This is a genomic window from Sinorhizobium chiapasense (assembly GCF_045277575.1).
GTDB classification, from domain to species: Bacteria; Pseudomonadota; Alphaproteobacteria; order Rhizobiales; family Rhizobiaceae; genus Ensifer; species Ensifer chiapasense_A.
Window position 1 is genome coordinate 415,615 of record NZ_CP144205.1, and the last position, 24,223, is coordinate 439,837.

Sequence of the window (24,223 nt, forward strand, 5' to 3'; positions counted from 1 at the left end):
TCGACGGACTTCGACGAGGATGCCTCGCCCTTGCGGCTTTTGGACTGAGACAGCAACCAAGCGACGGCATTCCCGCCAATACATGGATTTCCATAAGTTGCGGCCGTGCAGTGGCGCGAATAGGGTGCGAGACGGGATCGCTGACGCTAATATCGAGACCGCCCACTCGATATGGCACCGCCCAGGCTTTATTTTCCCTGCAGGAGCCGCCGATGACGCGCATCTGGTCTTACCGCCCTCAACTCCTGCACCTGGGCCTGTTTTTTGCGGCTTATGTTCTGGGTTGTGGTTTCGCGCAGGCACTTGCAATCGTACCCGGAACAGGCATTTCCATATGGCCTCCGAGTGGGCTTTTCATTGCAACTCTTATCCTCGCACCCAAGCAGAGCTGGCCGTGGTGGGTGCTGGTCGGCTGCCTCGGTGAGCTATTCGGCAATGTCTTGTGGTTCCATAGCCCGTTCCCCGCCGCCGTCCTGATTTATGCCGGCAACGCGCTCGAAGCTGCGGTCGGCGCGTGGCTCGTAAACCGGGCTTTGGGTCGGCCGGCTCGGCTGGAAACCTTGCGGGAAGTTCTTGTATTCGTCGCATTGGGCGCTGGCTTTGCCCCGGTGATCAGCGCGACGGTCGGAAGTGCGACGCTGGCCTGGTTCGGCATACTTTCGCAAACCTTCCTGGGGGCCTGGCCTCTCTGGTGGATCGGGGATGCCACTGGGGTCCTGATCGTCGCGCCGCTCGCGCTGGTCGTGATCCAGAACTGGAACGGCAAGGCCGAGCTAACGGCCGCGCGATGGATAGAAGCGTGTGTTGTGGGACTTATCCTTCTCGGCGTCGCGGCCCTTTCGCTGGGCGGTTACCTGCCTTTCGCCTATATCATCATGCCGCCACTGCTCTGGGCTGCTGTGCGCTTCGAATTCAAGGGGGCTGCCGTTACCCTTGCCCTTCTCGCGCTAATAACCGCGATCTTCACGATCTCCGGCGCCAGCCAATTTGCCGGAAATGCCGAAGATCAGCGCCACAACCAGATCATGCTGCAACTCTTCCTGACGATCTCGGCATTTTCGGCCCTGGTCGTGGCCGCCATATCCCGGCAGCACCAGCTCGCCTTGCTGACATTGCGTCAAAGTGTGGAGACCTTGCGCGACCGAGAACGAGAACTCTCGCAGATCGTGAACATGGTCCCAGTCCACATCAGACGGCTGACGCCCGAAGGCGAGCCGACCTTCTTCAACAAGCGCCTAGTGGATTTTTTGGGGTTCGATCTGCAACAATTGCACAGGCCGGGCGCAAGTCAGTTGGCGGCAAACATCGAGACTCTCGTCCATCCAGATGACGCGCCCAGTTTGCTGCAGGCGGTGCGCCATGCGGTCGCCACAGGCGAACCATACTCGATGAAATATCGCATGCGCCGCGCGGACGGCGTCCATCGCTGGGTGGATGGCCGGGGGGAACCATTGCGAGACGAAGACGGGAAGATCGTGCAATGGTTAGCAATTTCAATCGACATCGATGACGAGGTACGTGCGCAGGAAGCGCTGCGGCGGAGCGAGCAAAAGCTCCAGCAACTGATCGATACAGTGCCCGCCTTAATATGGTGTACGACAGCCGAGGGAAAACCCTCCTATGTCAACAAGCGGCTTGCCGACTATGTCGGCGTGACCCTGTCGGAACTGATTGCTCCGAATGCATCCCGCTCATTGGCCGACATCCACCCGGAAGATCGCGCGGCTGTCGAGCGTGCACTGACGCATTCATTCGAGACGGGCGATCCATTTACAATGAAGTATCGGCAACACCGATCAGACGGAACCTATCGCTGGACAGAGGGGCGTGCAGAGCCGCTGCGCGACGAGGACGGTCGGATCGTGCAGTGGTACGGAGTCTGCCTCGACATCGACGATCTCCTGATCGCGCAGGAGGCCTTGCGCAACCGGGAGCGGGAGCTCTCGCAGCTTGTGGACGCCTTGCCAGTTCACATCTGGAGCTGGACGCCTGCTGGCGAGCTGGCCTACGTCAATAAGCGATCTTTGGAGGATCTCGGCCTTTCCAAGGCGAACTTCGAAGATACCGTCCGAGTGGCGCAAAAACTGGTCCATCCCGAAGATGCCCCCGAGGTGCTGCGAACGTCGGCCAACTGCCTCAAAACCGGCGAGCCCTTCATGATGCGGTATCGCCGGCGTTGGAAAGATGGCAACTATCGCTGGATAGAGGCGCGCGCACAGCCTCTACGCGATGAAAATGGGGCGATCGTTCACTGGTATCAGGTGTCCATCGAGGTCGACGATCAGGTGCAGGCCGAAGAGGCACTGAAGAGCAGCAAGCGGCAATTGGAGCAAATGATTGACGCCATGCCCTTCAATATCCTGAGCTTTACCGCTTCGGGTGAGATGACCTACACCAGCAAGCGATATCTCGACGACGTTGGTTCGCCGACGGCGGACATCAAAAATTTCGATGCGTTGGCCCGAGAGGTGGCTCACCCCGACGACTTTCCAACAATGTTTCAGAGGGCATCGGATGGCCTTGCGACCGGTCAGCCTTTCGTGAACCGGTTTCGCCGGCGCAACAAGCAGGGCGTCTATCGCTGGATAGAGGCGCGCGCGCAGCCTCTGCACAACGCAGATGGCACGATTGTGCAATGGTACATTGCTTCGATCGACATCGAGGACGAGATGCACGCGCAGGAGGCATTGCGCGAGAGAGAACGCTTCCTTTGGCAACTGGTGGAAACACTGCCGGCGATGATCGATTGTGCTGCGCCGAACGGCGAACCAGTCTATCGCAGCCAGCAACTGCGCGAGTTCCTTGGCTATGAGTTGGAGGAACTGGATGGGAAATCCAAATCGCGCCTGAACGGCACGCTCGATGCCGGGGTCCATCCCGACGATGTCGCGGGCGTCAAAGAGCAATATGCCCATTGCCTGGCAACCGGCGAGCCCTATCTCAAAAAGCACCGTCTGCGACGCTTCGACGGCGAATATATCTGGGTCGAAACGCGCGCCGCGCCGATGCGGAAGGACGACGGCACCATCGTGCAATGGAACGTCATCTGCCTGGATGTCGACAGCGAAGTGCGCATGCAGGAAGAGCTACGCCTGGCGCAGGAGCGGCTGGCACGCGCCGGCCAAGCCGCGAGCCTTGCGGAGCTGTCAGCCTCCATCGCCCATGAGGTGAATCAGCCCTTGGCGGCAATCGTCGCCAATTCGCACGCGTGCTACCGCTGGCTATCAGCTGAGTCCATCAATGTCGCGCGCGCCAAGATTACGATCGAACGGGTCATCCGCGACGCCAACTCGGCGGCGGAAGTAGTCGGGCGTATCCGGGCGCTGTTCAAGCAATCCGTGGAGAATAGGATCAGCCTGTCGCTCTCCGGCGTCATCACTGAGGCGTGTAACCTCGTGGCAGGCGAGGCTTTGCGTCGCCGCATCCGGATCGACATCGACGCGGAAGCCAAGCTTCCGCCTATCGCGATCGACCGCATCCAGATCCAGCAGGTCCTGGTCAATCTCATCCGCAACGGCATGGAGGCAATGGAGGCTGTCGCAGGGGAAAAAGCTATCGACGTGCGCGCTCATCGCATGGGCGGCGAGGTGCAGACCGAAATAGCCGACCGCGGAAACGGCATTGAGTTCCCGGATCAGATCTTCGAACCCTTCTTCACCACGAAAGAGAACGGAATGGGCATGGGTCTCGCCATCTGCCGTTCGATCGTCGAGGCGCATGGCGGGCGTTTATGGGCCGAGAAAAATGAACCGCATGGCGCGCGGTTCATTTTCACCTTACCAATCGCCGGGAAAGCGGCGCCATGACAACGGATGACCATATAGTTTTCATCGTCGACGACGACGAACGCATCAGGGAGGCGCTCGGCGAGCTCCTGGAGACCCATGGCATGCGTGCTGTCGCGTTCGGTTCGGCGGGCGACTATGTCGGTGCCGAGAAGCCGGATCTGCCTGCCTGTCTGATACTCGACGTTGAATTGCCCGATATCAACGGCCTCGAACTGCAGCGGCAGATCGCCGTGGGCGATCATCCGCCGATCGTCTTCATTACCGGCCATGGTGACATCCCCTCCTCGGTGCAGGCGATCAAGCATGGCGCAGTGGACTTCCTCACCAAACCGTTCAGCGACGCGGACCTCATGGCCGCGGTTCAAACAGCAATTTCCGAGGATCGGCGAAAGCGATCGGAACGGGCCGAACTGAGCCTGTTAAGGCAGCGTTATCTCGAACTGACGCCACGCGAACGCGATGTCCTGCCGCTCGTGGTCAGCGGCCTGCTCAATAAGCAGGCCGCATCGGAACTCGGAATCAGCGAAGTGACGCTGCAAATCCATCGGAGGAACGTGATGCAGAAAATGGCGGCGGCATCGCTCGCCGACCTCGTGCGCATAGCGGAGCGATTGGGAATACCGATCACCCATTCGCGCCGGGCTGGAGGAAATTGAGCATGGAGACGACAAGACCGATCGTCGCGGTAGTAGATGACGATCCGCGGCTACTCGAATCGCTGGAGGAACTGCTGGAATCCGCCGGCTTTGCGGCTTGCTGCTTTCGGTCGGCTGAGCATCTGCTGGCCCGCGGCCTGTCGAACATAGATTTGTTGATCACTGACATTGGCATGCCGGGCACCAACGGCTTTGAGCTTCGTGACATCGTCAACAAGACGCGTCCGGAACTGCCGGTATTTCTGGTCACCGGCCGGCACGAGATCGCCGACCAGGGCCGCGCCAAGGGCGTCGACGGCTTTTTTCGAAAGCCATTCGACGCGCCTGCCTTACTCGTCGCGATAGGGAACGCTTTGCAGAAATCGAAAAATGGAGGGTGACATGAGAATTGACCAGCCGCTCCGGAGATCGGCACCGCCGTCGCGACAGCACAAGAATAACGCAAGTGAGCCTATCGTCATCATCGTCGATGACGATGCGGCTGTTCGCGAGGCGTTGTCGGAGCTGATCCTCTCGGCGGGCCTGCAGCCGATGAGCTTCGCCTCGACCCACGAAGTGCTTGACGCCGATATACTGGACAGCCCCGGCTGCCTGATCCTTGACGTGCGCATGCCGGGGGCGAGCGGCCTTCACCTGCAGCACCATCTGCTGGAAAGCGGCAATGCCAAGCCAATCATCTTTCTAACGGGGCACGGCGACATTCCGATGACCGTGCAGGCGATGAAAGCAGGCGCTGTCGATTTCCTCACCAAACCGGTACGCGACCAGACGCTGCTCGACGCCGTGATCGCCGGCATTGCGCTCGACGCGGCGCGACGGGCCAACGCTCTGGTCGTCAGGCGGAATATCGAGCGCCTGGTAACACTGACGCACCGCGAACGCGAAATCCTGCGCGAGGTAGCACGCGGCCGGCTCAACAAACAGATCGCCTTCGACCTCGGGATAAGCGCGGTTACGGTCAAGCTGCACCGCGCCAATGTCATGCGCAAAATGGAGGCCGGCTCTATCGGCGAGTTGATCAGGGCCTGGGAAACGCTGCCCGCCACAATGCGCGAGGCCGGTGGTGCCTCGCTCTGACGGGATCGATCCGGCCCGGGAGTGCGTTGTGCTCACATCACCTCGATGGCCTTCGCCTCGCGCGCGATGAAGTCGCAGAACAGTTTGATGCGCAATGGCACAGTGCGGCCGAAGGCATGCAACGCATTGAACGGCAGGCTTGGAAGCGCGATCTCCGATGCGAGAGCTACGAGCGCACCGGCTTGCAACTCCTTCGTTACCAGAGACCGCAGCAGATAGGCAGCGCCCAATCCAGCGAGCGCCGCCTGGATAAGCGCGGTGCCTGAATCGCAATCGACGCGGCCGGTAGGAATAAAGCTCTTACCGTCTGCCAGGCGTACAGGCTGGATCAAGCCCCCGAGCGCGTAGCGGGCAAAAGGCACGGCTGCCAGACCGTCGACAGACAGCGGATTGCCCCAGGTTCCAAGAAAAGCCGGAGATGCAACGATCACCATCGGCAGGTCGGCCAGATGGCGAACAATCAAATCGCCTTCTGTCGGATTGCCAGCGCGCAACACTACATCGTAGTCCTCCCGGATGAGATCGACAAATCGGTCGGTAAGGCCGATATCAAGATGTAAGTTCGGATTGTCGGCCGCAAAGCCTGCAAACAGCCGCGGCAGCATCAGGGGCGCCAGCTCGCCTGGCATGCTGACGCGTAGGCGGCCGGAGAGTGCGGCATGGGAACCGATCACCTCGTCGCTCGAATCCAGATCCCGCAGGAGCGGTGCGACGCGCTCGAAGAAAATCTGGCCGTCCTGTGTCAACGTCAGGGCCCGGGTGGAGCGCAGGAAGAGACGCGCACCGATCTTCTTTTCAAGCCTCGCCACGCTCTTCGACACCGCAGATGGCGTAGTATCGAGATTGCGTGCCGCGGCGCTAAAGGAACCGGCCTCCACCGTTCGCACAAAGGCCATCAATCCAGAAGTCTCGTTCAGCAGGTTCGGCATTTGCAACTCCGCGGCACAGATCATGTGCCCGCCCCTGATCTAATGGCTGAGAGTGCCGGCGTTTATCTCAAGCTCAGTTGAAAGGAGATAAACAATGCAACATCTCAAAGACAAGGTCGCCGTTATCACCGGTGGCAATAGCGGCATCGGCAGGGCGACCGCCAAGCTTTTCGCCGAGGAAGGCGCGCGGGTTATCATTACCGGCCGGCGGCAGGATGTCGTCGACCAAGCGGTGCGCGACATCGGACATCATGCCATTGGCATCGTCGGCGACGTCGCCGACCTCGACCATCACCGCCACGTGGTGGACATGGTGGAGAACCATTTTGGCGGCCTCGATATCTATATGGCCAATGCTGGTGTCATCAATCTCACTGCTTCTCACAATGTGACACCGGAAGACTATGATCGTCACTTCACCATCAATACGCGCGGCGTGTTCTTCGGCGTACAGATGATCGCACCGCTGATCCGCGATGGCGGCAGCATCATCGTCACGAGCTCGCTGGCGGCGACAAAGGTGTTGCCGGACCACGCGGTCTACGCCGGCTCGAAGGCCGCCGTTGCCGCTTTTGCAAGGAACTGGGCAATCGAGCTCAAGCCTCGCCGCATCCGCGTCAACATCCTCAGCCCAGGACCGGTTGAAACCGAAATCCTCGGCAAGCTCGGCGTATCGGAGGTTGAGCGCCCGGCATTCGAGGATCACATGGCATCACTCATCCCGGCAGGCCGCATGGGACGGCCGGACGAGCTGGCACGCGCCGCGCTCTTCCTCGCCTCCGACGCGAGCAGCTTCGTCAACGGGATCGAACTTCATGCCGACGGCGGCATGACCCTGGCTTGAATGGCTCGGTGGCTGTTACACCTAATCCGCGCCCGTATTATCACAGTGCGACCGCGACGCGCCGAGAGCGAGTGGACAACCGCCCGATCGCTGAAGCCGCGCCGGCGACCAAGGTGGAGCGAACCAACCGTTCTCCGGCGAGAACGTCTGGGGCTTCTCCTCGACCACGGACTTCTTCGCTCTGCCGCCATCCTCAAATCCAGGGCTACGAGCCGTGCTCAGCTCGCCTCGATAGTTCGTCCGGATGGCATCGACATGCGAGGCGGGGACGCCGTTCTTCAGGAGATAGGTGAGACCAGGGCAATCGCCTTCGAGGCTAAGCTCCGACCGGGGCCCGAACTTTGCGAGGAGCTGACAGGCCCAGCCAACCTCGAGATCGAGCTCCATCTCGACGACATCGCCACCGCGGCCGTTGCGCTTGGCCATCGTGCTGACGTCATCGAGCCTCTCGTTTCTTCATCCGGCTCGCGAAGCTGGGTGGAGAAGAGCCTACAAGTAGCCATCAGGAGAACATGCCGCCCCATCGGATCGGCCTGTAGTGCGGCGCATCCATGACGATCTACTGGGACAGCAAGAAACTGCTTTGGGATTGGCTGCTCTCGATTTCGAAAATCTCGCGCTTCAGACGCGCAATGTGCTCATACGAATACTGCGCATCCTCCAACAGCATATAGGCTTGGTCTTCCGCGAATTTCGCATGGCGGCGATGATTGTCGATCTGCGCCAGCTTTTGTTTGATCCGAGGATCGTCCCTGTGCATTCCAGCCTCCTGGAAAGCCCCGCCTAAGCTGGGTTTGATCTTCAGAGTTAAAATAGCAGCCACTGAAATTCAGTGCCAGTCGCTCACGTGAGCTACGCCATACGACGTAATGCCCGGAAGATCTGATTGCAGGTCACTACCAGTCGCGGAAGATCGCGGCATGAGGGAAGACCAGCAGGTGGGGCAAGCTCAGGAGAAACACCCCTGGCGGTGTTATCGCCTCGACTGCGGCAATCTCCTGATCAGAAAGCGGCGTAGCGTTGAGTCAGGCGCCGCTCATGATCACCAGATGGTAATACGGCTCCACCGTGTCTCCGATACGCTTGATCGGTCGATCCGGATAGAGCTCGTTGTTACGCCGACGAGCGGCCTCGAGATCTTCCATCACAAATAGATGGTGAGCCACAGGCAACAAAAAAGGCCGGGCTGAACCCGACCTTCCAACAACCGGTAGCGGGTGGTTTCTCCGATGAGCCTTTTAAAACCCATTAGGGCGCATCAAGCTTTGTCGTCGCTTGACGCGGGCCAGACGCTACCGGCAAAAAGTATTATACGCCTCCCATCTCTCATTGCCAAACTCTTTCAACCCGAAAGCCTCCCTACATCGGGAAAACATAGTGGGTCACGTTGGCGACCCGACCTGAAGCCAGAGCCACGCCGGTTGACGCGGCGGGCCTCTGGCTTCGCGCGCCGCGTCCCGTCAGCAATCATTGCCGCCGCTTGCTTCACATAGACGACGGACTGCGTCGGCTGCATTTCGTACATCCGTGTTAGAGTATCCCTTAACTCTCAAAGCATCATATGCTTGTTGATCTATATAGTCATATCTATCACTACATCCCGACAAAATATAGTATGGCAATAATAACGAGAGCGATCGGTAAGCAGCCGATGCCGTTCCGTTTCACGGTGCTTGAGTTTTTCGACATTTCAGAGATTGCGCAAAGCGTAAACATCAGGGAATGGCTGATACTTAATCTCAGTGTAATTGCAGAACGGATGCCCCTCGAAAGCATTCATAATCCGCCCGGCCTTATTGAACGGGATGAGCCATCCCTTGCGTCCGGTATAACCGCCCATCGCATTCTTCGCGTTTGCCTTCACACAAACGAAGGTGCCGCCGCCTTGCGGAGCAACCGTTCGAAACTGGATTCGCGCTCATCTGGGTGGCGTGCTGGCTCACGTTTTTCTGGGGCGTTTTCATCCCAGAGTTCGGAACAATTAAGATCCCAATTTTCGGGAAGCGATATGAACTATGGGCGGTCGCGGCTATCGCGTCATTCGCCGGATTCGCGGTTATGAGTGTTTACCTTTGGCTCAAGACGCCTCGGCACCCGCGATAGCCCATGTGGATCATCCGCAAGGCTGTAACACTTAGTTTTCGCTAATATTTGCTAAGTGGCTGATTTTATTGAATAAAAAGATATTGGCTGGGGAACCTGGATTCGAACCAGGACTAACGGAGTCAGAGTCCGCTGGTCTACCGTTAACCTATTCCCCAAGGTGCGCTGTCGGGCGCTGCCCGTCGCGTCGGTGTGGCGGGCTTATAAACAAAACGGCGGCCAATGCAAATACCTTTTGGCAAAAAAATGCGATCTCGATGTGGCGGCAGGATTTTTGCACCGATTTGCGGTGCCGAAGGCGCGCGGTGGTACCGCGCATTGGTGGCCGAGCGGCAGCGGCGGAGGCCGAGGTGCTGAGCGTTACGGTATCCGCAGAATTGGCCGCGTCCGGGCTTAGCCCTTGGCGCCGCAGTCAAAAACAGTTTGGCGAATGGGGATTGCGCTGGTACAGTCGCGTCAACGAAAAATCGAGAGAGCGCTTTGAGCAGCCCATGGGCTTGCGCGGCGCCATGGTTGAGACAAGTGAAAGACCCCGATCACGGCGAAAAGCCGTCCGAATCCGGGGCGTCGGCAGCAGGCCGCAGTGATGGATCGAAGCTCGGTCCGCGCAACGGCAAGGGCAAGCGGAAACGACGCAAGTCGTCTGCTTCGCCGTCTGCAATTGCCAGCCAGTCCGGCACCGCCGGCATGGCAGGGCGTCCCGCAGGACAGAACGATGCGCAACCGGCGCGCAAGCGCAAACGGCGGCGTCGTTCGAAATCCGCAAAACAGCAGGCCACAGGCGCGTCCGCGCAACAGGGCGGCAGTGCGCAACTCGTCGAGCCGTCGCTCGGTGAGCGCAAGGGCCACAAGCGCAGCAAGAAGGCGCGGCATCGTCGTGGCCTCCAGGGTCGTCCGCTGACGAGCGGCGAGCGCCAGCCGGTACAGCAAAGGGCTGCCGATGGCGGCAATGTGCGGTCCGGGACCTCCGCTTCCAATGGACAGACGGCGTCACAGCCGCGGCCGGGCCAGCGCGCCGATCAGCCGCGCACGCCCTATGTTGCCGCCAGCGACCCGCCGGCACCGCTTTATGCTGCGCTCGACCTCGGCACCAACAATTGCCGCCTGCTGATCGCGCAGCCGACGCGCCCGGGCCAATTCCGGGTGGTCGATGCCTTTTCGCGCATCGTTCGCCTGGGGGAGGGGCTCGGTGCCAGCGGCCGGTTGTCGGACGAGGCGATGGAGCGCGCGGTCGAGGCGTTGAAGATCTGCGCCTCGAAGCTCGGTGCCCGCACGATTCGCCGCAGCCGCTTGATCGCGACCGAAGCCGCGCGCGCCGCCGAAAACGGCGAGAGCTTCCTCGAGCGGGTGGCGCGCGAAACCGGGCTGGAACTGGAGATCATCAACCGCGAAACCGAGGCGCGGCTTGCCGTCTCCGGCTGCTCGTCGCTCGTCGATCGCGAGACGCGTTCGGTGGTGCTCTTCGATATCGGCGGCGGCTCGTCGGAGATTGCCGTCATTCGAATCGGTGATTCGCGCTCGAACCGGCTTGCCAACCACATCACCCATTGGACCTCGCTGCCGGTTGGCGTCGTCACGCTCTCGGAGCGCCATGGCGGCCAGCATGTGACGCCGGCAAGTTTCGAGGCGATGGTGAATGAGGTTGAGGGCATGCTCGCCCGCTTCGAAAGCCCCCCGGTCGAGGCGCTGGCAAACGGCGCGTCGGGTAGTGGTTTCCACCTGATCGGCACGTCGGGCACGGTCACCACGCTTGCCGGCGTGCATCTCGACCTGCCGCGCTACGATCGCCGCCGCGTCGATGGCCTGTGGCTCACCGACGACGAAGTCTCGGCCATGCAGGCACGCCTGCTCTCCTGGGACTTCAATGCGCGCGCCGCCAATCCCTGCATCGGTCCGGATCGCGCCGACCTGGTGCTTGCCGGCTGCGCGATTCTCGAGGCTATCCGCCGCCGCTGGCCGTCGACGCGCATGCGTGTTGCGGACCGAGGCCTGCGCGAGGGGCTGCTGACCGATATGATGGCGGACGACGGAGCCTGGCGCCGCTCGCGGCCGCGCCGTCACCAGCGCGGCGCCAATGCCGGCAGCCAGGAAGGAAACAAGGCATGACAAAACCCCCTGTTGGCGGCAACCGCAGCGGCCGCAAGCTTGGCCAGAAGGTCAAGAAGGGCAAGCTCAAGGCATCCTCTCGCCGCTGGCTGGAGCGCCACATCAACGACCCCTATGTGCAGCGCGCCCAGCTCGAAGGCTATCGCGCCCGCGCGGCCTTCAAGCTCCTGGAGATCGACGAGAAGCACAAGATCCTGAACGGCGCCCGCCGCATCATCGACCTTGGCGCTGCCCCCGGAAGCTGGTCGCAGATCGCCGCCAAGGTCACCAATTCGACCGATGCCGATCCGCGCGTCGCCGCGATCGATTTCCTCGAAGTGGACCCGATCCCGGGTGTGCGCATCCTGCAGATGGACTTCCTTGACCCGGAGGCGCCGGGCAAACTCAAGGAAGCGATCGGCGGCACGCCGGACCTGGTCATCTCCGACATGGCGGCGCCGACGACAGGCCATCGCCAGACCGACCACCTACGCACCATGCATCTCTGCGAGGTTGCCGCCTATTTCGCGGTCGACGTGCTCGCCGAGGGCGGGCATTTCCTGGCGAAGACCTTCCAGGGCGGAACGGAGCGCGACCTGCTCAACATGCTCAAGCAGAATTTCCGCCAGGTCATCCATGTGAAACCGGCGTCGTCGCGTGCCGAATCGGTCGAAATGTTCCTGCTCGCCAAGGGTTTCAAGGGACGCCAGAAGGCCGGCAGCGAGACGGAAACCGAAGACGAGGCGGCTGAATAGCATGCTGCTCTACGTGACCGTCGGCACCAACGATCTCGAACGCGCCGGCACGTTCTATGATGCGGTGCTGCCGGCGCTCGGCTACCGCCGCCAGCGGCAGGATGAGACCGAGATCGGCTATGGCTCCGATGGCGACCGCATCCGTTTCTGGGTGGTCACGCCCTTCAACCGCGAGCCCGCCACCTATGGCAATGGTGTGAGCATCGCACTCACGGCTGAGACGCGCTCGGCCGTCGATGCCTTCCACGCGGCAGCCCTTGCCAATGGCGGCACGGACGAGGGCGCGCCGGGGCTGCGTCCGTTCCATGCCAATTTTTACGGCACCTGGGTGCGCGATCTCGACGGCAACAAGATCGCTGCCGTCTGCGAGCGCCCGGAATAGCTCTCGCAACGGACGGGCGCCTTCCTTTGCACGCAGGTCGCCACGTGAAGTCCTGAAATTTCCTACTTGCCCGCGGCCGACTCGACTTCGCGCACCGGCAGCCGGTGCCCGGAAACCGAGGCGCCGGCGTTCTTCGCCATGGTGAGGAACGGGATCGCCGCGATCAGGTTGGCGCCGGCGATGATCATGAAGGCGGTGTGGAAATCGTCGAGTTGCAGCGGGCCGCCGCTGAGCTTGGTCTCGATTTCGAGGATCGCGCCGGCAACGGCGACGCCGAGCGCCAGGCTGATCTGCTGCAGCACCGCGCTCATCGAGGTCGCCTTGCTGGCATCCGCATCGTCGACGTCTGCGAAGGAGAGCGCATTGACGCTGGTGAAGAAGAAGGAACGGGCAAAGCCTGCAATCAGCAAGATGGTGATCATCAGCAGGTAGGGCGTTGCCGGCGTGAAGAAGCCGTTGGCGAAAGTGGTGATCGCGGCGAGGATTGCGGCCAGGATCAGGGTCGTGCGGAAACCGGCGAAGGCGAGCACGCGCCGCGCGTAGAACTTGGTGGTGATGGCGCCGACCGCGCCGATGAAGGTGATGAGGCCGGACTGGAACGGATTGAGCCCGAAGCCGACCTGCAGCATCAAGGGCATCAGGAAGGGCACCGCACCGACCGAGATGCGAAAGATCGTGCCGCCGATCGAGGCGGCGCGAAAGGCGCTGTCTTTGAAGAGGTTGAGATCGAGAACCGGCGCCGGATGGCGCCGCGCATGGCGGATATAGAGCAGCGCTGAAAGTGTGCCGACCGCCACCGAAGCGATACCGCCGGAAGGCGGCAGAGCCGGCAGGCTGATCACGGAGAGACCGAAGACGATGCCGGACGCGGCAATTCCGCCGAGCACGAAACCGAGCACATCGACCGGTGGCGGATCCCGCGGCTCCATGGTCGGCAGATAGATGCCGGAGAGGATATAGCCGGCGATGCCAACAGGCACGTTGATCAGGAAGATCCAGTGCCAGGAGAAATACGTGGTGATGAAGCCGCCGAGCGGCGGCCCGGCGAGCGGCCCGACAAGCGCCGGGATCGTGAGGAGCGCCATGGCCGAGACGAGTTCGCTGCGGGGCGTGCCGCGCACCAGCACCAGGCGGGCGACCGGCGTCATCATCGCGCCGCCCATGCCCTGCAGGAAGCGCGAAAAGACGAAGGCGACGAGGCTGTTGGAGATGGCGCAGAGAACAGAGCCGGCGATGAAGACGAGGATCGCCGCGCGAAAAATCTTCTTGGCGCCGAAGCGGTCGGCCATCCAGCCGCTTAAGGGAATGAAGATCGCCAGCGCCACCATATAAGCCGTCAGCGCCAGCTTGAGGGTGATCGGCCCGACGCCGATGTCGCGGGCGATGGCCGGCAGCGACGTGGAAATTACGGTGGAATCCATCTGCTCCATGAAGAGAGCGACGGCGAGGATCATCGGGACGATACGATTCATGGAATGGTGCTTCGGAGACAGTCAGCGATGAAGCTAACGCTGGTGATGGCTTTTGTCGGGCGAAACCGGTGATTGCGGATCAAAAGCCTGTGATCCCGGCTGGCCTTTGCTGTCAAGACGCTACTTCTGGCCCGATTGAGGCGGCAGAGACGCAGGGTTTTCGACATGATCGCCAGCGAGCGGTTGCCCTTCACCGGCGACCACATGCCGCTCCCGGCCGTCGGCTTCGTCGAGAAACAGGGCGAGGGCTATCGCTTCGTGCCCGTCAGCTGTCAGCTCGATATCTGATCGACTCCCGGGCGGTGTCTTGCGAAATTGTTGCCCTGCAACAAATATCGGCCGAAGGCGGGACATTTCCCGGCTTTGGCTATTTTCATCCTGACATATCCGTGTTACGAGCCCTCGCCAACTTCCAAGACACGCTTTGAAGTCACCCGGTGGACAAATCGCAGCCCGTCCCCGGGGGTTTTCGTTTATTGAAGGGAATTGGCCATGGCGCGCATCATCGAAACGGCAACTGGTCTGGAGGCTTTGACCTTCGACGACGTTCTGCTCCTGCCCGGACATTCCGAAGTCATGCCGGGTCAGACAAACATCGCGACCACCATTGCGCAGGACATCGACCTCAATCTGCCGATCCTGTCATCGGCGATGGATACGGTGACCGAGGGGCGCCTCGCGATCGCCATGGCGCAGGCCGGCGGCATCGGCGTTATCCACCGCAACTTGACGCCGGCCGAGCAGGCCGAAGAGGTCCGTCAGGTCAAGAAGTTCGAAAGTGGCATGGTCGTCAATCCCGTGACGATCGGCCCCGATGCCACGCTCGCCGATGCGCTGGGCCTGATGAAGCAGCACGGAATTTCCGGCATCCCGGTCGTCGAGAACGGTGGCGCCGGTGGCCAGAAGCAGGGCCGTCTCGTCGGCATCCTCACCAACCGCGACGTTCGCTTCGCTTCGGATCCGAACCAGAAGATCCATGAGTTGATGACCCATGAGAATCTGGTCACGGTCAAGGAAAGCGTCGACCAGCAGGAAGCCAAGCGGCTCCTTCACAAGCACCGCATCGAGAAGCTGCTGGTCGTCGATGCCGGCGGGCGCTGCGTCGGTCTGATCACCGTCAAGGACATCGAGAAGGCGCAGCTCAATCCGAACGCCTCAAAGGACGCGCAAGGCCGCCTTCGCGCCGCCGCCGCCATTTCGGTCGGTGATGACGGCTTTGAGCGCGCCGAGCGGCTGATCGATGCCGGCGTCGACCTGATCGTCGTCGACACCGCCCACGGCCATTCGCAGCGCGTGCTCGACGCCGTTGGTCGCGTCAAGAAGCTCTCGAACTCGGTTCGCATCATGGCCGGCAACGTCGCCACTGCCGCCGGCACCAAGGCGTTGATCGATGCCGGTGCGGATGCGGTCAAGGTCGGTATCGGCCCGGGCTCGATCTGCACCACCCGCATCGTTGCCGGTGTCGGTGTTCCGCAGCTGGCCGCGATCATGAGCGCCGTCGAGGCTGCCCAGGCCGCCGGCATTCCCGTCATCGCCGACGGCGGCATCAAGTTCTCCGGCGACCTCGCCAAGGCGATCGCCGCCGGCGCTTCGGCCGTCATGATCGGCTCGCTGCTTGCCGGCACCGATGAAAGCCCGGGCGAAGTGTTCCTCTATCAGGGCCGTTCCTTCAAGGCCTATCGCGGCATGGGTTCCGTCGGCGCCATGGCCCGCGGCTCGGCGGACCGCTACTTCCAGGCGGAAGTGCGCGATACGCTGAAGCTGGTTCCGGAAGGCATCGAAGGCCAGGTTCCCTACAAGGGCCCGGTTGCAGGCGTGCTGCACCAGCTCGCCGGCGGCCTCAAGGCGTCCATGGGCTACGTCGGCGGCCCGACCATCAAGGAATACCAGGAGCGCGCCCAGTTCGTGCGTATCTCCGGCGCCGGGCTTCGCGAAAGCCACGCCCATGACGTGACAATCACCCGCGAGAGCCCGAATTATCCGGGCGCACACTGATCGCGATTGCATCCGAAGGGCGCCGTGTCATCCCGCGGCGCCCTTCACCTTTTCAGATAAGATATTTTTTCAGAGTAAACGTGTTTCAGGGAGCAGTGCATGACGGGTTTCGAGATTTTCTGGCCAATCGTGGTCCATGTCTTTCTCGTCTTCAGCCTCTACGCTCTCCTCTCCTTCCGCCGGATGACGCTTGTCCGCGCCGGCAAGGTGCATGCGGCCCAGTTTCGCGAGAACCGCGATGAGCCGGGCGAAAGCCTGGTGGTGAAGAACAGCATCGCCAACCAGTTCGAGCTGCCGGTTCTCTTCTACGTCTGCTGCGTGCTGCTCTACATCACCGAGGCCGACAACATCGTTTCCCTCGCTCTCGCCTGGCTTTTCGTCGTGCTGCGCTATGTGCATGCCTTGGTGCATGTCACCAGCAACCGCATCCGTTATCGCCGGCCGCTGTTCATGGCGGGCGTCGCGACGCTTTTCGCTATGTGGGTGTGGCTTGCCGTCTGGATGGCGATGAGCTGATCCCGACTTAGGTCGCGACTGGCTCAGATCTGAGACAGTTTGCCAAAGTGATCTTCGCGCCTTGATACGCATCAAGTACCCGGTGCTGCCCTTGCGGGTAGTCTGCTGACGTTGGACGACAACGTCATCGGAGGACGAGATGACCACAACGATGAAAGCCGCCGTGGTGCGCGAATTCGGCAAGCCGCTGGTAATCGAGGAAGTGCCGATACCGGAGCCGGGCCCCGGCCAGGTGCTGATCAAATACGAGGCGACCGGCGTCTGCCATACGGACCTGCATGCCGCCAACGGCGATTGGCCGGTCAAGCCGAAGCCGCCCTTCATCCCCGGACACGAAGGCGTCGGTTATGTCGCCAAGCTCGGCAGCGGCGTCGCGCGCCTGAAGGAAGGCGACCGCGTCGGCGTGCCGTGGCTGCACACGGCCTGCGGCGGCTGCACGCCCTGCCGCACCGGCTGGGAGACGCTTTGCGGCAGCCAGCAGAACACCGGCTACTCCGTCAACGGTACCTTTGCCCAGTACGGTCTTGCCGATCCGGATTTCGTCGGGCGCCTGCCGGCAAAGCTTGAATTCGGACCGGCCGCGCCGATCCTCTGCGCCGGCGTCACCGTCTACAAGGGCCTGAAGGAGACCGAGGTTCGTCCCGGCGAATGGGCGTTGATCTCCGGCATCGGCGGGCTCGGCCACATGGCGGTGCAATACGCCAAGGCGATGGGCATGCATGTCGCCGCCGTCGATATCTTTCCGGACAAGCTGGCGCTGGCGAGAAAGCTTGGTGCCGACCTCGTCGTCGACGCGCGCGACAGGGATGCAGTCGATCAGGTCCAAAGGGCGACCGGCGGCGTGCACGGAGCGCTGGTGACGGCGGTGGCGCCCAAGGCGATGGAGCAGGCGTTCAATATGCTGCGCTCCAAGGGAACCATGGCACTGGTCGGCCTGCCGCCGGGCCAGATGTGCCTGCCGATCTTCGATACGGTACTGAAGCGCATCACCATCCGCGGTTCCATCGTCGGCACACGCCAGGACCTCGAGGAGTCGCTGGAGTTCGCTGGCGAAGGCAAGGTCGCCTCGCATTTCAGCTGGGACAAGATCGAGAACATCAACGCCATCTTTCAGCGCATGGAAGAAGGCAAGATCGACGGCCGGATCGTGCTCGACCTCAACGGCTGACGCCGTTCACGATTGGTAACGCAAGTTTGTCTGTTCCACTCCGTCCGCGCACCTATTCTGTCGCGGGCGGTTCTGTCTGCCGCCACGGGAGAACGAAACCGAAGGAGGCCGACATGCAGGAACTGAAAATTACGCAGGCGATGATCGACGCCTATGACGAATACACGCACCTGACCCTCGATCGCCGCCGCTTCATGGAAAAGCTGACCGGGCTGGCCGGCTCTGCCGCCGCGGCAGCGGCGATCGCGCCGTTGCTTGCTGCCAACGGCGCCAAGGCGGAGATCATTGCTGCGACCGACACACGGGTCGCCGGCGAGGACATTACCTATCCCGGTGCGGCGGGCGACATGAAAGGCTATCTCGTTCGCCCGGCACAGATGAGCGGCAAGCTGCCGGCGGTGATCGTCATTCATGAAAACCGCGGGCTCAATCCGCATATCCGCGACGTTACGCGCCGCATGGCGCTCGAAGGCTTCCTCACGCTTGCACCCGACTTCCTGTCGCCGTCGGGCGGGACGCCGACGGACGAGGACAAGGCGCGCGAGATGATCGGCGCGCTGGATGCGGCAGCAACGACGGCGAATGCCGTGGCGACCGTGGCCTTCCTGCAAGGGCACCAACAATCGACGGCGAAGGTCGGCGCCATCGGCTTCTGCTGGGGAGGCGGTCTCGTCAATCGGCTCGCCGTCGGCTCGCCCGATCTCAAGGCCGGCGTTGCCTATTATGGCGCTCAGCCCAAGGGGGAGGAAGTACCGAAGATCAAAGCCGCCCTGCTGCTGCACTATGCCGGGCTCGACGAGCGTATCAATGCCGGCATCGACGCGTATCGGAAGGCGCTCAAGGACAACGGCAAGGATGCGACGATCTACATCTATGACGGCGTCAACCACGCCTTCAACAACGACACTTCCGCGGCGCGCTATGACAAGGCTGCCGCCGATCTCGCCTGGAGCCGGACCGTGGAGTTCCTGAAGGCAAAGCTCGCCTGAGCTTTGGTTTCGCTTAAGCCGCCGCCGCCCGGATGATATCGTCGGCGCAGCCGCTGATGGCCGCCGCGAGCGCCTCCATGTCGCGCTCGCGCGGGCTGCTGCGGCGCCAGACGAGGCCGATCTCGCGGGCCGGTTCGGGGGCTGCGAACGGTACGATGCGGATCGAGTTGCGCGCGGCCTCGGTCGCAATGGCAATCTCGGGGATCAGCGTCATGCCCATGCCGTTGGCGACCATCTGCAGGAGCGTCGTCATCGACGTGGCGCCGAAGCTGACAAGGCGCCGCTTACCGGCCGTGCTGCAGACGGCCAGCGCTTGGTCGCGCAGGCAGTGCCCTTCTTCCAGCAGGAGGAGCTGTTCGACATCGACCTGGTCTTCGGTCAGCGGCGACATCAGGATGTTGCGCTCATCGTCGGCCATCGCCATGTAGAACCGGTCGGAGAAGAGCGGCTTCGTCGCAAGTCCTTCCATGTCGATCGGCAGCGCCGCAACGACCGCGTCGAGCAGACCCTCGCCGAGATCGCCAACCAGCCGCGATGTTACCGATTCCCTCAACTCGATCTCGATTGCCGGATAGACGCTGCGCAGATGCGGCACCAGACGCGGCACGAGGTAGGGCGCGAGCGTCGGAATAACGCCGATGCGGATCCGTCCCTCGAGCGTCCCGGCGCTGGCGCGCGCGCTCTGCTCGAGCAGGTCCACCTCGGCGAGGATGGAGCGGGTGCGGGCCAGCACCTCTTCGCCCTTGCGGGTGAGAAAAACGCCGCTGCGGCTGCGCTCCACCAGTTTCACGCCCAGATGGTTTTCCATTTCCATGATCTGGGCGGAGAGCGCCGGCTGGCTGACGTGAACGAGTTCGGCGGCCTTGCCGAAGTGGCGAACGGAGGCAAGGGCCTCGAAGTAGCGCATCTGTCGGAGTGTGAGCATGATAGGAACGCCCTATCAAATTTGAGTTCAAATGCAATCGGAGATTATCGTCGGCGATGAAAATCAGGCTCGCCGAGGTGGCTGGGCGGCACTCCGGACCCGCGACGCGGATGCGGTCGGCACCGCCAAGGAACAGGCCGGAGGGCGCGCTGCCGTGGACAGCTGCAAAGAAAAAAGGCCACTCGCTCCTCCGATCGCGTGGCCTTCCTTTTTTGTTTTCGCCGCTTTTACCAGCCCGGCAGCATATGGCTCTGCCTGAGGCGCGGATAGCGTGGGAAGCCCTTGATATCGGCATCGATATCGTCATTGGTGCTGATCGGCGTGATGTTGTCGAGGCAGGCGGTGATGTGGTTGCTGATCGCATTCGAGAGCGAGGGCGAGAGACCCGGACGCTTCATGATGCCGATCTGCACCGGCGCCAGCGCCGGGAAGCCGTCTGCGAGCGTCAGCACCTTCATACCAGGACGGAGCGCCGATTCCGGCAGGACCGACACTGCCATGCCGGCCAGCACTGCGGCAGCGACCACCGTCGAAGACCAGCTCGTGAACAGGATCTGGTATTCCCGCCCGGTCGCATCGAGCGCCGCGCAGGCGGCCTGCCGCCAGAGACAGTCACGTCGGCCGACGGCGAGCGGGATCGGTGCGTTCTCCGGCAGCGGATGGTTGATCGAGCTGACCCAGCAGAGCGGCTCCGTGCGGACGACGTCGGAAGCGCGGGCGCGCGGATTGTGCGTGACCAGTGCAATGTCGAGGTCGCCCTTGGCCATCTTTTCGGCGAGATCCACGGAGGGTTCGCAGACGATATTGAGCTCCACATTCGGATGCGTCTTGGCGAAGCGCATGATGATTTCGGGCATGTAGCGGTCGGCGTAATCGTCGGGCGTGCCGATGCGCAGCGTGCCTTCGAGGCGATTGTCGTCGAAGGAGGCGATCGCTTCGTTGTTGAGGCGGATCATGCGGCGTGCGAAATTGAGCAGCCGGTCGCCCTCGACGGTCAGCCGGTTGCCGCGCCCGTCCTTCATGAAAAGCGGCTTGCCGATGCGCTCTTCCAGGCGGCGCATCTGCATCGACACGGCGGATTGGGTCTTGAAGACCCGGTCGGCCGCCTTGGTGAAGCTACCCGTGTCGGCGATCGCGACAAAGGTCTGGAGCTGGTCGATATCGAGCGGTGCGGACATGGCCGTGATGCATCCATAAGATTGTTTGATGAATATCATTAAAAACATTCGTTGGACTGATCAATAAGGATTTGCGATCTATTAGGGGCAAATTCATCGATCCCCGGCCGGCAATTTCGCCGGCGATTCCCAAACTTTTTGGCCCGCCCCTGCGTTTGACCTCCCCGCAGGGGATGGGCCTCTTCGTGCCTGAAAGAAAAGGAGTACCGTCATGCGCACGACTCACGTCCTCGATCTCGACCTCGTTGCAGGAAAGCAGTCCCATGCCTCCCGCGCCGTCGGCGTTGCAGGGATGCTGACGTCCGTATGGCGCCAACTGCGAAACCGATATGCGATCGGCCGTCTGAATGACCTGGATGACCGCCAGCTCCTCGATATGGGGCTGAAGCGAGAAGATGTGCGCGAGGCGATCACCTCGCCCTTCTTCGACAATCCGGCGAGCTATCTGACCCGCGCATCGCGAAACCGGGCGAGCCTCTTCTACAAGGGGATCCGTCACGACTGACCATTGACGAGTTGGAGCGGGGTGGACGCGGGAGCGCACCCTCGGCCCGCTTCACGGCGCATCCCGCCGCTTAGGGTGTGCCAGTCGAGCATGATCCGCGAAAGCCTGCCGCCGCCGCGGATCATGCTGCGAATTTCCAAGTTCGGTGCTGCTGATCGCCAGAGGTCGCGCGCCCAAACGTTCCCCGCAGGGTAGAGCCAATAGACCCTGCCGCTTGGCCCGGTACATGACCAAGACATGTACTGGGCCTTTTTCTTTTGCACTGGGGTGCGCGCGCTCAGGCGCAGCAGGCTGCGCCGGCCGACGGGGCATGGACAGGGAAGGGGCGTTTTAGCTCTTTGTGCCAGGCCCGGCCTTGTAGGCGTCGAACAGGGCCTCGACGTTCTTCTGGTATTCCTTCTGCATTTCCAGCCCGGTGTCGAACATGCTGTTCATTACCTGGGAGAACTGGGCAAGCGCCGGGTTGTCCGGTGCCGGCTTCTGCGCGCCGGTGGCGCCCGCCTGCATCATATCCTGAAACGCCTTGACGAAGGGGTTGTCGGCAAAGACGTCCGGTGTCTTGGGCTTCTCTTCCTTCTTGGCCATGCCGAAGAAGCCCTGCATCGCCTGCGTGAAGGGGTTGTCGAATGGGTTCGGTTGCGGCTCCGGCTTCTTGGCAAAGCCGGCCGCTTCCATCCACTGGCGCATCGCCGCTGCCATCGGGTTGTTGGCGAAGGCGTCACTTGCGGCGGCGAATTGCCCGGTCGTCTGCTTGAACAGCCCGCCCATCAGCGTATCGGCCATGACCGGCAGCATCTGCTTGTAGATCTCCTGGCTGATGCCGGTGACCTGGGCGGCCTGCGCGGCGATCGCGCGCGACATTTCCTTCGACCCGAACAACTGTCCGAGGACACCGTTGCCGTCGACCATGCCCTGTGGCGTGAAGGCCTGGCTCATGTCTTCGAAGTATTTGGCATAGTTGCCGCTGCCGAGCGCCGTGAGCAGCGCGCCGAAATCATAAGGGTTGGCCGTGTTGCGCTTGAAGGCGGCCGAAAATGCCGGCAGCAACGCCGCCGTCGCCTTCGTCATCTGCTCCTGGGCGAGGCCGAATTGTTGAGCCATCAGTTCGATGGCCTTGCCGTTCTGCGCCTGTGCGAACATGTCGAAAAGCGGTGCCATCCCAGTTCCCCTTTATGGACGCGCGGCGCTCTAAGCGACGCATATCCTTGCACTATAACGGGAAATCGGGGGCTGGAAACCGCTTTTTGAGAGCGCCCGGCGGGTGCCTCAATATTGGTATTCGGCGAAAACCGGTTCGACCGAGCCGTTCCAGCGACCGTTGTAGAGTGCCAACAGGTCTTCGGCGAGCGTCGCCTTCTTGGCGAGCACCTCGTCAAGCGGCGCCAGGAACTGGCTTTCGTCGATGCCTTCGCCGTTCAGCCGGTTGCGACGCTTCAGGCCGCCGCGCGAAATGGCGATGACCTCGCGGGCAATGTCGTAGAGGCTGCCCGTGCGGAACCTGGTCGCGAGCGCCTGCACCGGCACCGCGTCGCGCATCGCGCTTACCTCCTCGAAAGTCCAGTCGCGCGTCAGGGTCTCCGCGGCAGCAAGCGCTTCGCGGTCGTAGAGCAGGCCTACCCAGAAGGCCGGCAGCGCGCAGATCCGCCGCCACGGACCGCCATCGGCGCCGCGCATTTCGAGGAAGCGCTTGAGCCGAACGTCGGGGAACAGCGTCGAGAGATGGTTCGTCCAGTCACCCATGTTCGGCTGCCACTCGGCAATTTCGCCCTTGAGCGCACCTGCCATGAACTGGCGGAAGGTGACGTGGGTACAGTCGTGGTAGTGGCCGTCGCGTACGACGAAGTACATCGGCACGTCGAGCGCCCATTCGACATAGTCGGCAAAGCCGAAATCCGGGCCGAAGGCGGATGGCAGCAGGCCGGCACGTTGATTATCGGTGTCGCGCCAGATGTCGCCGCGCCAGGATAAGAGCCCGTTCGGCTTGCCGTCGGTAAACGGTGAGCTTGCGAAGAGCGCGGTCGCCAGCGGCTGCAGCTTCAGTGACACCTGCATCTTGCGGCGCATGTCCTCTTCCGAGGAGAAGTCGAGGTTCACCTGGATCGTGCAGGTGCGATACATCATGTCGAGGCCCTTGGTGCCGACCTTCGGCATATAGCGGCTCATGATGCCATAACGTGATTTCGGCATGCGCGGCGTCTGGGCGAAGGTCCACTTCGGGCTGCCGCCGATGCCGAGAAAACGGATGCCGAGCGGCTCGGCGATTTCGCGCAGCACGGCGAGGTGCTGGTTCGACTCCTTGCAGGTCTGGTGCAGATTTTCGAGCGGTGCGCCGGAAAGCTCGAACTGGCCGCCGGGCTCCAGCGAAATCGCGCCATTGCCCGATTGTTCGGCGAGACCGATGATGTTGCCTTCGTCGACGATCGGTTCCCAGCCGCTCTTGGCGGCCATGCCGTTCAGGAGCGCCTGGATGCTGGCCTCGCCGAAATAGGGGACTGGGCTGTTGTCCGCCTTAAAGAAGGCGAACTTTTCGTGCTCCGTGCCGATCCGGAACCGCTCCACCGGTTTCGAACCTGCTGCCAGGTAGGCGGTCAGGTCAGCGATAGAGGTTACCGGCGTCTGGTCGGTGGTATCTCGGGCCATGAGCGTCTTCTTTTGTTTGGGCGGCTCTCGCTGGATAGCGGGAATTGATGAAGGCTGCTTGAACCGTAATCAGGTGCGGTGCAAGTCAATTTCTTTCAAGATCTCATCAAAAAAAGTAGGACGATTGCTTGCGCTGGAGCAAGCTCCGTGGAACGAGGTATCCTCGATCCAACCCTACCTTGTCTTGAGAGATCCCTCTTCTTTTAGGACAACGAG

Annotated in this window: 22 protein-coding genes, 1 tRNA gene and 1 pseudogene; 14 read left to right on the forward strand and 10 right to left on the reverse strand. The window is 61.9% G+C overall.

Translation table 11 applies throughout. The features are described from left to right. Nucleotides 1-212 precede the first annotated feature (212 nt). From QM996_RS01955 to QM996_RS01970, 4 genes are read left to right on the forward strand one after another with little or no spacing between them, the layout of a single operon-like run. Nucleotides 213-3,806 (forward strand): PAS domain-containing protein, encoded by a 3,594-nt coding sequence (locus tag QM996_RS01955; RefSeq protein WP_500269059.1) that lies wholly within the window; start codon nucleotides 213-215, stop codon nucleotides 3,804-3,806. Beyond that, nucleotides 3,803-4,444 (forward strand): response regulator transcription factor, encoded by a 642-nt coding sequence (locus tag QM996_RS01960; protein WP_500269060.1) that lies wholly within the window; start codon nucleotides 3,803-3,805, stop codon nucleotides 4,442-4,444. The genes QM996_RS01955 and QM996_RS01960 overlap by 4 nt, the downstream gene beginning before the upstream one ends. Before the next feature lie 2 nt (nucleotides 4,445-4,446). Further along, nucleotides 4,447-4,824 carry a DNA-binding transcriptional response regulator gene (locus QM996_RS01965; RefSeq protein ID WP_500269061.1) on the forward strand — a complete coding sequence of 126 codons (378 nt, stop codon included), beginning with the start codon at nucleotides 4,447-4,449 and terminating at the stop codon, nucleotides 4,822-4,824. A 1-nt stretch (nucleotide 4,825) separates the two neighbouring features. Beyond that, a complete protein-coding gene (locus QM996_RS01970) occupies nucleotides 4,826-5,521 on the forward strand; it encodes a response regulator transcription factor (protein ID WP_500269062.1) in 696 nt (231 codons plus the stop codon). A gap of 32 nt (nucleotides 5,522-5,553) precedes the next feature. Here the strand turns inward: QM996_RS01970 and QM996_RS01975 are convergent, their stop codons facing one another. Further along, a complete protein-coding gene (locus tag QM996_RS01975) occupies nucleotides 5,554-6,450 on the reverse strand; it encodes a LysR family transcriptional regulator (RefSeq protein ID WP_500269063.1) in 897 nt (298 codons plus the stop codon). A gap of 94 nt (nucleotides 6,451-6,544) precedes the next feature. Between QM996_RS01975 and QM996_RS01980 the strand changes: the two genes are divergently transcribed. Further along, on the forward strand, nucleotides 6,545-7,294 hold the full coding sequence (locus tag QM996_RS01980) for an SDR family NAD(P)-dependent oxidoreductase (RefSeq protein ID WP_500269064.1): 750 nt from the start codon (nucleotides 6,545-6,547) through the stop codon (nucleotides 7,292-7,294). Nucleotides 7,295-7,315: 21 nt separating this feature from the next. On the opposite strand, the gene QM996_RS01985 is transcribed toward QM996_RS01980, so the two are convergent. From QM996_RS01985 to QM996_RS02000, 4 genes are all read right to left on the reverse strand, one after another. Further along, complete coding sequence (locus QM996_RS01985) at nucleotides 7,316-7,720, reverse strand: hypothetical protein (protein ID WP_500269065.1); 405 nt, start codon at nucleotides 7,718-7,720, stop codon at nucleotides 7,316-7,318. 133 nt (nucleotides 7,721-7,853) lie between these two features. Continuing rightward, nucleotides 7,854-8,054 (reverse strand): hypothetical protein, encoded by a 201-nt coding sequence (locus QM996_RS01990; RefSeq protein ID WP_500269066.1) that lies wholly within the window; start codon nucleotides 8,052-8,054, stop codon nucleotides 7,854-7,856. Nucleotides 8,055-8,984: 930 nt separating this feature from the next. Then, entirely contained in the window at nucleotides 8,985-9,134 is a 150-nt protein-coding gene (locus QM996_RS01995) for a hypothetical protein (RefSeq protein WP_500269067.1), read from the reverse strand. A 347-nt stretch (nucleotides 9,135-9,481) separates the two neighbouring features. After that, nucleotides 9,482-9,555: transfer RNA gene (locus QM996_RS02000), tRNA-Gln, on the reverse strand. A 364-nt stretch (nucleotides 9,556-9,919) separates the two neighbouring features. On the opposite strand from QM996_RS02000, the gene QM996_RS02005 reads away from it, so the two are divergent. From QM996_RS02005 to QM996_RS02015, 3 genes are read left to right on the forward strand one after another with little or no spacing between them, the layout of a single operon-like run. After that, nucleotides 9,920-11,503 (forward strand): Ppx/GppA phosphatase family protein, encoded by a 1,584-nt coding sequence (locus QM996_RS02005; RefSeq protein ID WP_500269068.1) that lies wholly within the window; start codon nucleotides 9,920-9,922, stop codon nucleotides 11,501-11,503. Beyond that, on the forward strand, nucleotides 11,500-12,237 hold the full coding sequence (locus QM996_RS02010) for an RlmE family RNA methyltransferase (RefSeq protein ID WP_429812327.1): 738 nt from the start codon (nucleotides 11,500-11,502) through the stop codon (nucleotides 12,235-12,237). The genes QM996_RS02005 and QM996_RS02010 overlap by 4 nt, the downstream gene beginning before the upstream one ends. 1 nt (nucleotide 12,238) lies before the next feature. Continuing rightward, nucleotides 12,239-12,619 (forward strand): VOC family protein, encoded by a 381-nt coding sequence (locus QM996_RS02015; RefSeq protein WP_500269069.1) that lies wholly within the window; start codon nucleotides 12,239-12,241, stop codon nucleotides 12,617-12,619. 62 nt (nucleotides 12,620-12,681) lie between these two features. On the opposite strand, the gene QM996_RS02020 is transcribed toward QM996_RS02015, so the two are convergent. Beyond that, nucleotides 12,682-14,091, reverse strand: a complete 1,410-nt coding sequence (locus QM996_RS02020) for an MFS transporter (protein WP_500269070.1) — start codon at nucleotides 14,089-14,091, stop codon at nucleotides 12,682-12,684. Between the two features lie 147 nt (nucleotides 14,092-14,238). Here QM996_RS02020 and QM996_RS02025 point away from each other — a divergent pair. From QM996_RS02025 to QM996_RS02045, 5 genes and pseudogenes are all read left to right on the forward strand, one after another. Then, nucleotides 14,239-14,379 (forward strand): annotated as a pseudogene (locus QM996_RS02025) (MBL fold metallo-hydrolase); the annotation flags it as partial. 204 nt (nucleotides 14,380-14,583) lie between these two features. Beyond that, nucleotides 14,584-16,086, forward strand: a complete 1,503-nt coding sequence (gene guaB, locus QM996_RS02030) for an IMP dehydrogenase (protein ID WP_500269071.1) — start codon at nucleotides 14,584-14,586, stop codon at nucleotides 16,084-16,086. A 99-nt stretch (nucleotides 16,087-16,185) separates the two neighbouring features. After that, nucleotides 16,186-16,602, forward strand: a complete 417-nt coding sequence (locus tag QM996_RS02035) for an MAPEG family protein (protein WP_500269072.1) — start codon at nucleotides 16,186-16,188, stop codon at nucleotides 16,600-16,602. Between the two features lie 139 nt (nucleotides 16,603-16,741). After that, nucleotides 16,742-17,770, forward strand: coding sequence for a zinc-dependent alcohol dehydrogenase (adhP, locus tag QM996_RS02040; RefSeq protein ID WP_500269073.1), 1,029 nt, complete (start codon nucleotides 16,742-16,744; stop codon nucleotides 17,768-17,770). 113 nt (nucleotides 17,771-17,883) lie between these two features. Beyond that, the gene (locus tag QM996_RS02045) at nucleotides 17,884-18,759 is read left to right on the forward strand and encodes a dienelactone hydrolase family protein (RefSeq protein ID WP_500269074.1); all 876 of its coding nucleotides are present in this window, start codon (nucleotides 17,884-17,886) and stop codon (nucleotides 18,757-18,759) included. A 13-nt stretch (nucleotides 18,760-18,772) separates the two neighbouring features. Here QM996_RS02045 and QM996_RS02050 read toward each other — a convergent pair whose 3' ends face one another. Both QM996_RS02050 and QM996_RS02055 read right to left on the reverse strand, forming a co-directional pair. Next, nucleotides 18,773-19,684 (reverse strand): hydrogen peroxide-inducible genes activator, encoded by a 912-nt coding sequence (locus QM996_RS02050; protein ID WP_500269075.1) that lies wholly within the window; start codon nucleotides 19,682-19,684, stop codon nucleotides 18,773-18,775. Between the two features lie 227 nt (nucleotides 19,685-19,911). Next, nucleotides 19,912-20,862 carry a LysR family transcription regulator gene (locus QM996_RS02055; RefSeq protein ID WP_500269076.1) on the reverse strand — a complete coding sequence of 317 codons (951 nt, stop codon included), beginning with the start codon at nucleotides 20,860-20,862 and terminating at the stop codon, nucleotides 19,912-19,914. Nucleotides 20,863-21,073: 211 nt separating this feature from the next. On the opposite strand from QM996_RS02055, the gene QM996_RS02060 reads away from it, so the two are divergent. Then, nucleotides 21,074-21,367, forward strand: coding sequence for a DUF1127 domain-containing protein (locus QM996_RS02060; RefSeq protein WP_500269077.1), 294 nt, complete (start codon nucleotides 21,074-21,076; stop codon nucleotides 21,365-21,367). Nucleotides 21,368-21,697: 330 nt separating this feature from the next. On the opposite strand, the gene QM996_RS02065 is transcribed toward QM996_RS02060, so the two are convergent. After that, a complete protein-coding gene (locus QM996_RS02065) occupies nucleotides 21,698-22,525 on the reverse strand; it encodes a DUF937 domain-containing protein (protein ID WP_500269078.1) in 828 nt (275 codons plus the stop codon). Between the two features lie 108 nt (nucleotides 22,526-22,633). Then, complete coding sequence (locus tag QM996_RS02070) at nucleotides 22,634-24,007, reverse strand: glutamate--cysteine ligase (protein WP_500269079.1); 1,374 nt, start codon at nucleotides 24,005-24,007, stop codon at nucleotides 22,634-22,636. Between the last annotated feature and the right edge of the window lie 216 nt (nucleotides 24,008-24,223).

Coding starts and splice junctions, on each gene's coding strand:
- QM996_RS01955 (WP_500269059.1), top strand. CDS start 213: ATGACGCGCATCTGGTCTTACCGCCCTCAACTCCTGCACCTGGGCCTG.
- QM996_RS01960 (WP_500269060.1), top strand. CDS start 3,803: ATGACAACGGATGACCATATAGTTTTCATCGTCGACGACGACGAACGC.
- QM996_RS01965 (WP_500269061.1), top strand. CDS start 4,447: ATGGAGACGACAAGACCGATCGTCGCGGTAGTAGATGACGATCCGCGG.
- QM996_RS01970 (WP_500269062.1), top strand. CDS start 4,826: ATGAGAATTGACCAGCCGCTCCGGAGATCGGCACCGCCGTCGCGACAG.
- QM996_RS01975 (WP_500269063.1), bottom strand. CDS start 6,450: ATGCCGAACCTGCTGAACGAGACTTCTGGATTGATGGCCTTTGTGCGA.
- QM996_RS01980 (WP_500269064.1), top strand. CDS start 6,545: ATGCAACATCTCAAAGACAAGGTCGCCGTTATCACCGGTGGCAATAGC.
- QM996_RS01985 (WP_500269065.1), bottom strand. CDS start 7,720: ATGGCCAAGCGCAACGGCCGCGGTGGCGATGTCGTCGAGATGGAGCTC.
- QM996_RS01990 (WP_500269066.1), bottom strand. CDS start 8,054: ATGCACAGGGACGATCCTCGGATCAAACAAAAGCTGGCGCAGATCGAC.
- QM996_RS01995 (WP_500269067.1), bottom strand. CDS start 9,134: ATGGGCGGTTATACCGGACGCAAGGGATGGCTCATCCCGTTCAATAAG.
- QM996_RS02010 (WP_429812327.1), top strand. CDS start 11,500: ATGACAAAACCCCCTGTTGGCGGCAACCGCAGCGGCCGCAAGCTTGGC.
- QM996_RS02015 (WP_500269069.1), top strand. CDS start 12,239: ATGCTGCTCTACGTGACCGTCGGCACCAACGATCTCGAACGCGCCGGC.
- QM996_RS02020 (WP_500269070.1), bottom strand. CDS start 14,091: ATGAATCGTATCGTCCCGATGATCCTCGCCGTCGCTCTCTTCATGGAG.
- guaB (WP_500269071.1), top strand. CDS start 14,584: ATGGCGCGCATCATCGAAACGGCAACTGGTCTGGAGGCTTTGACCTTC.
- QM996_RS02035 (WP_500269072.1), top strand. CDS start 16,186: ATGACGGGTTTCGAGATTTTCTGGCCAATCGTGGTCCATGTCTTTCTC.
- adhP (WP_500269073.1), top strand. CDS start 16,742: ATGACCACAACGATGAAAGCCGCCGTGGTGCGCGAATTCGGCAAGCCG.
- QM996_RS02045 (WP_500269074.1), top strand. CDS start 17,884: ATGCAGGAACTGAAAATTACGCAGGCGATGATCGACGCCTATGACGAA.
- QM996_RS02050 (WP_500269075.1), bottom strand. CDS start 19,684: ATGCTCACACTCCGACAGATGCGCTACTTCGAGGCCCTTGCCTCCGTT.
- QM996_RS02055 (WP_500269076.1), bottom strand. CDS start 20,862: ATGTCCGCACCGCTCGATATCGACCAGCTCCAGACCTTTGTCGCGATC.
- QM996_RS02060 (WP_500269077.1), top strand. CDS start 21,074: ATGCGCACGACTCACGTCCTCGATCTCGACCTCGTTGCAGGAAAGCAG.
- QM996_RS02065 (WP_500269078.1), bottom strand. CDS start 22,525: ATGGCACCGCTTTTCGACATGTTCGCACAGGCGCAGAACGGCAAGGCC.
- QM996_RS02070 (WP_500269079.1), bottom strand. CDS start 24,007: ATGGCCCGAGATACCACCGACCAGACGCCGGTAACCTCTATCGCTGAC.